The organism is Ochrobactrum sp. BTU2 (assembly GCF_024539785.1).
Lineage (GTDB): Bacteria > Pseudomonadota > Alphaproteobacteria > Rhizobiales > Rhizobiaceae > Brucella > Brucella anthropi.
Genome location: NZ_JAHWRG010000001.1, coordinates 476,955 through 489,561, shown reverse-complemented (window position 1 = coordinate 489,561; position 12,607 = coordinate 476,955). Strand labels below are relative to the sequence as shown.

The following is a 12,607-nucleotide window of genomic DNA, read 5'->3' as shown; positions in this document are numbered from 1 at the left end:
AACTCTGGGAGGAGAGTTCAATGAGAAAACTGATTATGCTGGCAACGACCGCCCTTATGGCGGGAGCGCTAACCGTTCCTGCATTTGCAGAGTTTCAGGATCGCAATATTCGCGTTTCGAACGGCATTAACGAGGATCATCCCGTCGGCAATGGCATCAAGGCAATGAATGAATGTCTTGCTGAAAAGTCCGGCGGCAAGATGAAGATAACCGCGTTCTGGGGCGGTGCAATCGGAGGTGATTTGCAGGCCACACAGGCACTGCGTTCCGGTGTGCAGGAAGGCGTCGTCACGTCGTCATCGCCGCTCGTTGGCATCGTTCCTGCACTTGGTGTCTTCGATCTGCCATTTCTCTTCGCAAATGATAAAGAAGCAGACGCCGTCGTCGATGGACCCTTCGGCAAGATGATGGACGAAAAGCTTGCTGCCGTCGGCCTCGTCAATCTGGCCTATTGGGAAAATGGCTTCCGAAATCTTTCAAACTCAAAACATCCGGTCAACAAGTGGGAAGATTTCAGCGGCATGAAAGTCCGCGTGATGCAGAACAACATCTTCCTCGACACATTCCAGAACTTTGGTGCCAACGCTACTCCGATGGCTTTCGGTGAAATTTTCTCGGCGCTGGAAACAAAGGCTATCGATGCACAGGAAAACCCTTACGTCACAATCGATACGTCCAAGTTCTACGAAGTGCAGAAATACGTAACGGAAACGAAACATGCCTATACACCGTTTCTGTTCCTTTATTCCAAGCCGATCTTCGACACGTACTCACCGGAAGAACAGGCCGCCTTGCGTGAGTGTGCCGTAGTCGGTCGCGACGTTGAACGCAAAGTCATTCGCGAACTGAACCAGAAGTCGCTCGAGAAGATCAAGGAAGCGGGCCTGGAAGTAAACACACTGTCACCGGAAGAGCATGCTCGCATGCTTGAGAAGTCCCAGCCGATCTATGCCAAATATAAGTCCCAGATCGGCGATGACATTATCGACGCAGTGCAAAAGCAGCTTGGTGAAATCCGAAAATAGTAAAAGCCTGAACCAAAAAAACAGGCCGCGCTCTTTGCGCGGCCTGTTTCATTTCATTCAGGCTGCTTTCAGGCGGTTGTTGACGCGTTCAGCCAACTTGCGAGCACGTGCGAGACTGTCGGCTTGTTCGGTACTGAAACGATCTTCTCCGATTTCCATGATCAGGAATGTATCGGGCAAAAAAGTCAGTTCGTCGAAAATTTCTTCCCACGGAATATCACCCCAGCCGATCGGCAGGTGCAGATCGCCGATACCGAGTGCTGTTGCCTCGGCAGGATGATAAAACTTGGTCATCGTATAAGGACGGCCAAAACTGTCGTGAACGTGCAGATGCCCCGTCACCGGAGCCATAGCGCGAACTTGCGAACGCCAGTCAAGCCCCAGACGTGTGCATTCAATATAGGCATGGCTGAAATCGATCAGACCGCAAACGGAAGAATGATTGACCGCAACTACTGTTTCGGCAACCTGAGCCGGTGTCTGGCGATATTCAGCATCGCTCATCGCGAAAATATTCTCCAGCGCGATCCGGACGCCATAAGTTTTCGCAAGCTCCGCCATTTCGGCGAGCGCGTCCCGTTCCATCTTGTCGAGGTCGGGAATACGAGAAAGTGCAGGCATCGGAGCATGGCCGGAGTGATGAACGAGAACTTCCGCTCCGACATGGTCACAGAGTTCCAGCATCGCCCGAACAACCGCCTTTTGATAATCCAGATGCTCTCGATCCATGAAGTTGGAAACAATCTGTCCGTGAACGCTGTAGCGCATGTCGAACTGTCTGGTGATATCAACGAGACGATCCACGCGATGCGGAATGAGACGACCGCCTGAGATTATTTCCTCGCCATATAGCGACAGTTCGACAGCTTCCGAACCGAGTTCGACAATGTTGCGGATTGCGCCCTCAAGCGTGCTGAAATTACCGTCACCCGTAGGGGTGCAGAAGCCAATCGCTGATATTGTATGGTCAGAGGTCATGATGCTCGTCCTGTCAGACATGAAAAATGCGCGAGCCGAATATCCGACATCGCGCATCCCCTTTGGCATGTGCCTATTTCAGGCGTATGACCGCATGAAACGATTTCTCCTCAATTGAGAGGAATAGCGTTTCCATCTTTGCTCGCCTGATAAGTACCGGACAATTCGTCATATTTGGCGAAAATAGCATCGAGCCTTCTGCCGAGACGCTGGCGGTCAGCGTCTGGTAGCGACGCAACCATCTTCGGAATCGAACGACTGTGCCAGAAGGCATTATCGCGGTTATATCCACCCGGCTCCAGCGTGAAGACTTCCTTGAGGATCTTCAAATCGTGAGGGATCGAGAAAGCATCTCGTGAATCCTCATGGCTGAACAGGTAGTAAAAATTGTCGAAACCGCTCCAGGTAATGGCCGAAAGGCACATGGAGCAAGGTTCATGAGTGGAAAGAAAGACCATGTCTTTCGTATCCGGACGTCCATTCTCCGGCATTTCGTAGAAACGCTTCAAAGTGTGCACTTCACCGTGCCAGAGCGGGTTTTCAGTCTCGTTGTTGGTTTCCGCAAGAACAAGGGATAAATCTGATTTGCGCAACAAAGCTGCGCCGAAAACCTTGTTGCCTTCCGCAACGCCTCGTTCGGTCAGAGGAATGACATCCTGCTCGATAACGTCGATCAGTTTTTCAAGCAGTTTCAGTTCATCTGTTTGCACAGTTCTATTCCTCCCGATGTTGCAGAAAAGCGCCGGACCGTTTCGGTCCGACGCATCTATTGTTACTCCGCAAAGAATGCGAAGCGGATGACGAAGAGTGCAGCAACCAACCAGGTAGCAAGATGCACATCACGTGCCTTGCCGGTGAAGGCCTTGAGCACGACATAGCTGATGAAGCCAAAGGCGAGACCGTTCGCGATCGAATAGGTGAACGGGATAGCCAAAGCCGTCAGTGCAGCAGGCGCGGCTTCCGTTACATCGTGCCATTCGATCTCAGTCAGTTCACGCATCATCAAGCAAGCGACGTAGATCAGAGCCGGTGCCGTAGCATAGGCCGGAACCGAACCGGCGAGCGGCGAAATGAACAAGGCTGCAAGGAACAGGAGTGCAACAACCAGAGCCGTCAGACCTGTGCGACCGCCAGCCTGAACGCCAGACGCGCTTTCAACATAAGCTGTCGTAGAAGACGTACCGAGAAGCGAGCCACCAAGGATTGCCGTGCTATCGGCAAAAAGGGCGCGTCCGAGACGGTTTGGTTTACCCGGTTCGATCAGACCACCACGCTTTGCCACGCCAATCAGCGTACCAGTGGCATCAAAAACTTCAACGAGTACGAAAACCAGAATGACGTGCAAAATGCCGGTATGCAGAGCGCCCATCACATCAAGCTGAAGGAATGTTGGCGCCAAGCTCGGAGGAGCCGAGAAAACGCCGCCGAACTGGCTGATACCGAGAGCAATCGATGCAACGGTGACGACAAGAATACCGATGAGGATCGCACCGCGAACTTTCAGGGCATCCAACACTGCAATGATGAAGAAACCGGCAATCGCCAGCAGCGGGCCAGCTTTCGTCAGATCCCCCAGACCGACCAAAGTTGCCTGGTTGCCAACAACAACACCAGCGCTTTTGAGACCGATCAGGGCCAGGAACATACCGATACCCGCGGCAATCGCGCTACGCAGCGAATGCGGAATGCCTTCGACCAACCAGCGGCGTACGCCTGTCACCGTCAAGATCAGGAAGATAATGCCGGAAATGAAAACGGCACCAAGCGCCTGCTGCCAGGAAAAGCCCATCGCCCCGACTACGGTGAAGGCGAAGAAGGCATTGAGCCCCATGCCGGGCGCCATGCCGATAGGCCAGTTCGCAACGAGCGCCATGATGATCGAGCCGAGAGCTGCCGCAAGGCAGGTGGCAACGAAAACAGCGTTTCGATCCATACCCGTAGTGGACAGAATGTCCGGGTTTACGAAGATGATGTAAGACATCGTCAGGAAGGTCGTCACGCCGGCAATGATTTCCGTTCTCGCCGTAGTGCCGTGTTCCTGTAATTTGAACAGCTTTTCGAGCATCGTCCCTCCAAGGCAAGCGCCCGTCAATTGGCGCCTCAGTTCGCGTTAATTCACGACGCGCAACTTGTTGCGCTTCGTCAAGAGCCGAGCTGAGGCAACCTATGCGATTGCCATAATGTTAGTTGCCGCTGCAGATTTGCAGTCGGACAAGTTCCCCATACACCCATCACGGACAAAAGCACAGTTCTGCCGCGTGAATGCCAGTTTGTTGACATGATTTAGTGTGGACTGAGATTTCATCACGCGCCAGTCACTCATTTGCCGGGAAATATTTGAAACAGATTCAAAAAAGACAATTTGCGAGAGGGGCGCGATTATTTCTAACTAACTGATTGAAATGGGCTTTGTAAGAGCAAAGCCGTGCCATACATGCCAAGAGCAAAAAACGTATGTGCAATAAGATTGAGCAAACGTACATTACGCGCATTCGGCAATTTTGAAGCCGCCCAACCGATTCCCAAACCGGGTTGCAACAAAAACCACCCTGCCGATACTGTCAGTATACCGAAAATCCAAACCGGCAAAAAGACCGGGTCGGAAAACCATTCCGCGCCACCATAAATGGCAAAGATGACACCGTAAAGAATACCGACCGCATAATGCCCAATCCAGCCAAGTGCTACTTCATGCTTATAGGGCTTGGCATCAGAAATATTATCGTGGAAAATTTGCCCGTGGCGGAGATGCCAGAACCAGCGACCGACCAGCCCCCAATTTGGGCGCCTCTGCCCTGGTATTGCGGCCAGTATCAGCGCCCACAAGTCCATTACGACGGTTGCGCCAATTCCAATCAAAATCCCGCGCCAGATAATATCCATGCTGTATCTGCCTTTGCGTCATCGGGCGGCCAGATAAGCCTGACACCGCCCGATGCGCAAGAGCTAGATTGCGTGCACTCCTGCATTCCACGCAATACTGACTAGCAATAATTTAGAACAATAAACGCAACACCAACCGGCAATAGACATTGCTATGAAATATGAGGCGATGAAGTTTGGCAAACAAACCGCAGTTAAAAACGGAAACGCCGTATCTTCATCGCCTGCCCCCGCAAATACAAGCTGGCGGAAAATTGCGTTGGCGACAACAGCGATCTGTCCCAAAATGGTACGGATTATGTCTCATTAGCGATAAACAGCTGAATAATGAGCGGGCAAGAAACTAAAGCTGTAACGACTGGGAAAGCGGCATCGCGCAGTCAGAACCACAGACCTTCAGGTCAAGAAACTATTTAAGGGGCAACGCATAAAACAAAAGCGCCGGGACTGGAGACCGACGCTTTGTTACTTTATTCGATTTTCACTTATGGGGCGATCTTTCGAGAGAAACGCCATAAGCTATTACTTACCGAAAACGGCGCTGTGAATCTGCGAACGCGAAACACCGATATCGGCAAGAAGATGGTCGTCCATTGCACCGAGCTCACGGATAGCGCGGCGGCGGGACACGAACTGCTGTACTTTCTGACGAATGTTCATTTGCTTTCTCCTCGTTTGGATGATTATCAAATAGGCGTTTGCCCAAATTTCCACCACGGATATGATTGCAAATGAGGCATGCGTTTTTGCTTGAGCTCAAAACCTTGAAAAGGTCGAATTTACTTCTTTTCCAAGCAATGGCCCAATTATAGTCTTAAATGCGAATTTTCAGAAAAGCCTTTTGCCAATAAGCTTCTAATCGATTAAGGGAGAGGCAGGAACGAACTCCTCCCCCCGTTTCTTTCGGACATCGACATGCTTTACGGTATTTTTCTCGCGTTTGCGTCCTATGCGGCATTCGCTGTAAGCGACGCCTGCGTCAAGTTTCTTGATGGCACGCTGTCACCTTACGAAGTGGCATTCTTCGGCGCTGTACTTGGTCTGCTGGCTATTCCATTTACAAAGAAAGCTGACGATGTCTGGCTCGATATGTTTCGCACCAGCAATATCAAAATGTGGCTATTGCGAACCGTAACGGCGGCTATGGGAACAATAGGAAGCGTTACGGCATTCACACATCTCTCTATGGCGGAAGCCTTCGCGCTCATTTTCCTTCTCCCAGCCTACGTGACTATACTTTCAGTAGTATTCTTGAAGGAACAGGTTGGCTGGCGGCGATGGTCAGCGGTTCTGATCGGCTTTATCGGCGTTCTGATTGTGCTCCGCCCCGGGTTCAGGGAGCTCTCGATCGGCCACCTAGGCGCACTGGCGGCTGGCATGGGCGGTGCGATGAGCATCATCATCTTCCGCGTCATGGGTAAACATGAAAAGCGCATATCGCTTTATACAAGCGGACTTGTCGGCCCGATCATCATCTGCGGGTTTTTGATGGTCCCGTCCTACGAGCCGCCAAATACCGAGCAATGGGTTTATCTCGCAGGCTATGGCCTTCTCGCTGCGCTAGCCAATATCCTGCTGATGCTTGCAGCCCAACGTGCGCCAGCAAGTGCAATTGCGTCCCCACAGTATAGCCAGATGATATGGGCGATCCTTTTCGGATATTTTGTTTTCCACGATCACATAGATATGCCCATGCTGATCGGCATCGTTCTCATTACCATTTCCGGTCTCTTCACCTTTATCCGCGAAAGGCAACGCGGTGTTGAGGGGCCTCCGGCTGTCGTCACATCGGAACCAACTCCCGCGCTTGTTGAAGACAAGGCCGAACAATCTTGAAAGCGAACAGTGACAAGTTCGCGCTTGTCTCCGGCGTTGCCTGCTCCTACGATATAGGCAGCCTGTCCACGGTTGATGAAATAACGCTTCAAACAGAAGTGCTTAGGACGTTAACCTGATTCAACCATATCAAGACGCTTTGAGCATTTTTCCGATAACGATTTGTGTTTGACAGCGCTCTGACGCGGGCAGAAGCACGAGCAATATATTGTCAAAGGACTAGGGAAATGACCGATAAACGCGCGATGTGGACCTATTACAAGGGCGAATGGCGTGAAGGCGATGTTCGCATTCTCGGTGCAGCCTCACAAGCGACCTGGCTTGGTTCGCTGGTATTTGATGGCGCACGCCTCTTTGAAGGCGTAACACCAGACCTTGACCGCCATTCTGCCCGCGCTAATGATTCAGCCCGTGTTTTGGGATTAGAACCGACACTTTCCGCCAATGACATCGAGACGCTTGCGCGTGAGGGCCTGAAAAAGTTCAAGCCTGGAACGGACGTTTATATCCGTCCCATGTACTGGGCAGAAGAAGGTGACGCCAGCGCAGTCGCTCCGCTCGCATCGTCAACGGATTTTGCACTCTGCCTTGAAGCGATCCCCATGGTCGAGCCGAAGGGTTTCACGGTCACCACGACATCGTTCCGTCGGCCATATCTGGAAGTCATGCCGGTCAATGCCAAGGCCGCCTGCCTTTATCCGAACAACGCACGCATGCTGCGCGAGGCAAAGGCAAAAGGCTTTCACAATGCGCTGGTGACCGACGTGCTTGGCAACGTTGCGGAGACAGCAACCTCAAACGTCTTCATGGTACGTGGTGGCGAGGTTTTCACACCAGCGCCCAATGGTACATTCCTCAACGGCATTACTCGCCAGCGCGTAATCGGGCTTTTGCGCACAGCAGGCGTCACCGTCCATGAAACCACTTTGAAGATCGAAGATTTCCGCGAAGCGGATGAAATCTTCTCGACAGGCAATATGAGCAAAGTTGTGCCAATTGTCGGTTTTGATGATCGCAAACTTGAATATGGACCACTGACGAAGCGGGCGCGGGCGCTTTACTGGGAATGGGCCCACGCCTGACATCCAATCACAACATCTCCGGCCCAACGCCGGAGATGTTTTCTCCCCCCACCGCAAAGCTGCCCTATCACATGCTCGAACACACGCCTCTTTTTCTCGCAATCGCAGTCATTGCGGCATTTCTTGTCGGGCTTTCGAAAGGTGGCTTGCCGTCCGTCGGTACGCTCGCGGTTCCTTTGATGGCGCTGGTCATATCGCCGGTCACCGCCGCCGCGCTTTTGCTTCCGATCTATGTCATCAGCGACATGTTTGGCCTATATCTTTATCGCCATCACTTCTCGGCACGCAATCTTGCAATCCTGACCCCAGCAGCAATTCTCGGCGTTGGCGTTGGTTGGATGTTTAGCGCCCATCTTTCTCCTACCTTCATCGGAATGCTGGTCGGCTTGGTCGGCATCCTTTTCTGCTTCAATGCTTGGTTCGGGGCACTTTACCGCAAAAGTGCGCGAAAGGCGGATGTTCCAGGCGGCGTTTTCTGGGGCGTTCTCACGGGCCTGACCAGTTTCGTCTCGCATTCCGGGGCGCCACCGTTCCAGATGTACGTGCTGCCACAGCATCTTCCAAAACTGGTTTTCGCTGGCACATCGACTATTCTTTTTGCCATCGTCAACGCCGTAAAGCTTGTGCCCTACTGGCAGTTGCAGCAGTTTTCCAATCTCGATACATCACTTGGCCTTTGGCTTGTCCCTGCCGCTGTTATTGGCACCTTTGTCGGCGCAAAGCTGACCCGGATCATGCCCGACGGTCCATTTTTCCTGCTCGTGCAGCTGACCTTGTTTGGACTTTCCATCAAGCTGATTGCCGACTGGATCGTGCCTTATTTCTTCGGTTGAATACACCCGACGACCGCTTGCAACACGTCATCCCTTCAGTCACGATGCGCTCATCGAGCGCCTTTTGGGAGAGAGGAAGCGGGGATGGAGAATGCGGATGCAATCATCATCGGTGCCGGATTAGCTGGGCTTGTTGCCGCTCATGAGTTGGCTCTAGCGGGTCGCAAGGTCATTCTTCTCGAACAGGAAGGTGACAATTCCATTGGTGGACAAGCGTTCTGGTCACTCGGCGGATTATTTATGGTCGACAGCCCGGAACAGCGTCGCCTTGGCATCAAGGACAATATCGACCTCGCGCGGCAGGACTGGTTTGGATCGGCACAATTTGATCGGGCGGAAGATCGTTGGCCGAAACGCTGGGCCGAATCCTATCTGGAATTTGCTGCAGGAGAAATGCGCCGATGGCTGCATGGTCTCGGTATGCGCTGGTTTCCTGTTGTTGGCTGGGCGGAGCGTGGCGGAGCAAAAGCCGATGGTCACGGCAACTCAGTGCCACGTTTTCATGTAACCTGGGGAACAGGACCTGCTGTCGTAGCACCATTTGAACGATCGCTCCGTGCAGCAATCAGCAAAGGGCTCATAACCCTAAAATGCCGTCATAGAGTCAATAGCATCGCCACTACCGGCGGGCGCGTCAGTGGTGTCTATGGAGAGGTGCTGGTGCCATCGACTGTCGAGCGCGGGCAATCTTCGTCACGCGACACCATTGGCGAATTTGCCTATTTTGCTGACTGTGTAATCGTCACATCTGGCGGCATAGGCGGTGACCCCGACAAGGTTCGAAGGGCATGGCCGCGCGACAGGCTCGGCATTCCCCCGAAAGAAATGGTATTGGGAGTACCAGCTCATGTAGATGGACGCGGCATAGATATTGCCGTGGCTGCGGGCGGCCATGTCATCAATGCTGATCGCATGTGGCACTATACGGAAGGCGTGCGAAACTGGAACCCGATCTGGCCGAACCATGGCATTCGCATTCTGCCGGGGCCTTCTTCCATTTGGTTCGACGCTAAGGGCAATCGTCTTCCCGCTCCCTATCTTCCTGGCTTCGACACTCTTGGCACGCTCAAACATATTCTTTCGACCGGCTACGACTATTCGTGGTTCATCCTGACCGAAAAAATCATCCGCAAAGAGTTCTCTCTGTCCGGATCGGAACAAAATCCGGACCTCACGGGCAAAAACTGGAAGCTTTTGCTTAAAAGTCGCCTCGGTAAAGCGCCACCGCCGCCGGTCCAAGCCTTTCTCGATAACGGAGCAGATTTCATCACAGCTGGAACACTGGATGAGCTCATTGCAAAAATGAACGGTTTGACGGGAGAGAAGCTTCTGAAGCCTGACCACATCCGTGATCAAATCGAAGCGCGAGATCGCGAGATCGTCAACCGCTACTCCAAGGATGCTCAGGTGATGGCGGTCCATAATGCCCGAGCCTATATCGGTGACCGTCTCACGCGCGCCGTGCCGCTGCATTCTCTGCTGGAACCCTCCAACGGTCCGCTTATTGCCGTCAAACTTCATATTCTGACACGCAAGACACTTGGCGGTTTACATACCGATATGGACGCCCAAGTTCTCAATGCGGCAGGAGAAAAGGTGCCCGGTCTATACGCTGCAGGCGAAGCTGCAGGCTTCGGCGGTGGCGGTTATCATGGGTACAATGCACTTGAAGGCACATTCCTCGGCGGCTGCATCTTTTCCGGACGAACGGCCGGTCGTGCAGCTGCCGCGGCAACATCGCTCTAGTGAAAGACAAGACGGCAACATCGGCCTTTATCGACCGCATTCCATATATGAGTTTTTTATTTTTTGAAGCAGCGCTCGCTCTCGAAACCCTATGCAATGCGGCAACATAATGTCCCTGTAAGAAACAGGGAGCCCCTTAGGGCAATTCAGGCATGACTATGGATTTCGCCGTCCTTGCAATCGGCATCGGCTTCTTCGCGCTGCTGTTCGGCTATCTGCGCATCTGCGAAAGGCTTTGAGGCGTCGCCATGATGATCGAATACGTCGCTGGCGCCTTGGTTGCAGCCTTTCTAGCCGCTTATCTCCTTTACGCGCTCATACGACCGGAGCGGTTCTAGGCCGATCTCCGGCCAAGCCCGCGTAACCGGCAGCCTTTCAGGCCTCGGAAAAGACCATGACAATCAATGGATGGATTCAGATCCTCGTTTTTTGCGGGATCATCATTTTGCTCGTCAAACCGCTCGGCGGCTACATGACGCGCGTTTTCGGCGGTGAACGGACGCTCCTTTCACCTGTACTCGTTCCGGTCGAGCGGGGGCTTTACCGCCTCGCAGGCACAACCGAACGAGAAGAACAGCACTGGACAACCTATGCTGCTTCCCTGCTGTTGTTCAATCTGGCCGGCTTTTTGCTGCTTTACATGCTGCAACGGTTTCAGGGCTCTCTGCCCTTCAACCCGATGGGTATGAGCGACGTTCCGGCGGACCTGGCCTTCAACACCACTGCCAGTTTTGTTACCAACACCAACTGGCAGAACTATGGTGGCGAAAGCACCATGTCCTACCTGACGCAAATGGCAGGACTGACGGTTCAGAACTTCGTCTCGGCTGCTACTGGCGTTGCCATCGCCATTGCACTCATTCGTGCATTCTCGCGCAAATCCATGAAGACGCTCGGAAATTTCTGGGTCGATCTTACACGATGCACACTCTACGTCCTTTTGCCCTTGTGCATTATTCTTACCTTGGCTTTCGTCAGCCTCGGTGTGCCGCAAACAATTGGTGTTTATGCCGAAGCAACGACGCTGGAAGGCGCGAGACAGGTGATCGCGCTTGGGCCGGTTGCCTCGCAGCTCGCCATCAAGATGCTCGGCACCAATGGCGGCGGTTTCTTCAATGCCAATTCCGCGCATCCTTTTGAAAACCCGGATGCCATCTCCAACATGATCCAGATGGTTGCGATCTTCGCAATCGGCGCTTCGCTTACCAACGTCTTCGGGCGAATGGTCGGCAACGAACGTCAGGGTTGGGCAATCTTTGCTGCGATGGGCATATTGTTCGTCGCAGGCGTTGCAATCTGCTACTGGGCAGAAGCTGCCGGTAATCCCCTCATCCATGCACTCAGTGTTGATGGTGGCAACATGGAAGGCAAGGAGACACGTTTCGGCATCGCAATGTCCGCGCTCTTCGCCGTCGTTACCACCGCTGCATCATGCGGTGCAGTGATCGCCATGCATGACAGCATGATGGCACTGGGCGGAATGATCCCCATGATCAACATGATGCTGGGCGAGATCATCATCGGCGGCGTAGGTGCAGGCTTCTACGGTATCGTCCTGTTTGTTGTCGTTGCCGTTTTCGTGGCCGGGCTGATGGTTGGACGCACGCCTGAATATCTGGGCAAGAAGATCGAAGCCAAGGAAGTGAAAATGGCGATGCTCGCCGTTCTCTGCCTTCCGTTATCAATTCTGGGTTTTACCGCCATAGCGTCCGTTATTCCAACAGGGCTGGCATCGATCGCCAATCCCGGACCACATGGTTTCTCGGAAATTCTCTATGCCTATACCTCAGGCACAGCGAATAATGGTTCGGCCTTCGGCGGCCTCTCCGGCAATACGCCCTGGTATAACATCACCATCGGGCTTGCCATGCTGATGGGCCGGTTTCTCGTGATCCTGCCTGCCATGGCGATCGCCGGTTCACTTGTCGCCAAGAAAGCTGCACCGCAATCTGCAGGCACCTTCCCGACGACAGGGCCGCTTTTCGTCGGCTTGCTGATCGGTGTCATTCTTGTGGTTGGAGGACTGATCTTCTTCCCGGCGCTGGCGCTCGGCCCCATTGCCGAACACCTCGCAATGATCAAGGGGCAGATGTTTTGATGCTCAAACCCTCAAGCTGCATTCTCTCGATCCTTCTGGCAACGACCGCCGTCCTTCTCGCGGTTCAGCTTGCCGGATTGATCTGAGCTTTCCGAACGGAAACGTAATTTTACTGGAGTCTCTGTT

At 53.2% G+C, this 12,607-nt stretch carries 11 protein-coding genes; 6 read left to right on the top strand and 5 right to left on the bottom strand.

Annotation, left to right across the window (positions count from 1 at the left end):
• Positions 1-20 precede the first annotated feature (20 nt).
• Positions 21-1,025 (top strand): TRAP transporter substrate-binding protein, encoded by a 1,005-nt coding sequence (locus KWJ32_RS02320; RefSeq protein WP_151609494.1) that lies wholly within the window; start codon positions 21-23, stop codon positions 1,023-1,025.
• 57 nt (positions 1,026-1,082) lie between these two features.
• On the opposite strand, the gene KWJ32_RS02315 is transcribed toward KWJ32_RS02320, so the two are convergent.
• The 5 genes from KWJ32_RS02315 to KWJ32_RS02295 all read right to left on the bottom strand — a co-directional run bounded on the left by KWJ32_RS02315 (position 1,083) and on the right by KWJ32_RS02295 (position 5,546).
• Complete coding sequence (locus KWJ32_RS02315) at positions 1,083-2,003, bottom strand: sugar phosphate isomerase/epimerase (protein ID WP_012093136.1); 921 nt, start codon at positions 2,001-2,003, stop codon at positions 1,083-1,085.
• A gap of 110 nt (positions 2,004-2,113) precedes the next feature.
• Entirely contained in the window at positions 2,114-2,713 is a 600-nt protein-coding gene (locus tag KWJ32_RS02310; RefSeq protein WP_012093137.1) for a nucleoside deaminase, read from the bottom strand.
• Positions 2,714-2,775: 62 nt separating this feature from the next.
• Complete coding sequence (locus KWJ32_RS02305) at positions 2,776-4,068, bottom strand: NCS2 family permease (protein WP_010658955.1); 1,293 nt, start codon at positions 4,066-4,068, stop codon at positions 2,776-2,778.
• A gap of 320 nt (positions 4,069-4,388) precedes the next feature.
• Positions 4,389-4,886: a DUF2938 domain-containing protein gene (locus KWJ32_RS02300; RefSeq protein ID WP_012093138.1), complete on the bottom strand. Its 498-nt coding sequence runs from the start codon at positions 4,884-4,886 to the stop codon at positions 4,389-4,391.
• 522 nt (positions 4,887-5,408) lie between these two features.
• Positions 5,409-5,546: a DUF1127 domain-containing protein gene (locus KWJ32_RS02295; protein WP_010658957.1), complete on the bottom strand. Its 138-nt coding sequence runs from the start codon at positions 5,544-5,546 to the stop codon at positions 5,409-5,411.
• Between the two features lie 255 nt (positions 5,547-5,801).
• On the opposite strand from KWJ32_RS02295, the gene KWJ32_RS02290 reads away from it, so the two are divergent.
• From KWJ32_RS02290 to kdpA, 5 genes are all read left to right on the top strand, one after another.
• Positions 5,802-6,722, top strand: a complete 921-nt coding sequence (locus KWJ32_RS02290) for a DMT family transporter (RefSeq protein ID WP_012093140.1) — start codon at positions 5,802-5,804, stop codon at positions 6,720-6,722.
• A gap of 227 nt (positions 6,723-6,949) precedes the next feature.
• Positions 6,950-7,804, top strand: coding sequence for a branched-chain amino acid aminotransferase (locus KWJ32_RS02285; protein ID WP_012093141.1), 855 nt, complete (start codon positions 6,950-6,952; stop codon positions 7,802-7,804).
• A 71-nt stretch (positions 7,805-7,875) separates the two neighbouring features.
• The gene (locus KWJ32_RS02280) at positions 7,876-8,637 is read left to right on the top strand and encodes a sulfite exporter TauE/SafE family protein (protein ID WP_040128285.1); all 762 of its coding nucleotides are present in this window, start codon (positions 7,876-7,878) and stop codon (positions 8,635-8,637) included.
• Positions 8,638-8,721: 84 nt separating this feature from the next.
• Complete coding sequence (locus KWJ32_RS02275; RefSeq protein ID WP_012093143.1) at positions 8,722-10,383, top strand: FAD-binding dehydrogenase; 1,662 nt, start codon at positions 8,722-8,724, stop codon at positions 10,381-10,383.
• A 394-nt stretch (positions 10,384-10,777) separates the two neighbouring features.
• On the top strand, positions 10,778-12,481 hold the full coding sequence (gene kdpA / locus KWJ32_RS02270; RefSeq protein ID WP_012093144.1) for a potassium-transporting ATPase subunit KdpA: 1,704 nt from the start codon (positions 10,778-10,780) through the stop codon (positions 12,479-12,481).
• Positions 12,482-12,607: the final 126 nt, after the last annotated feature.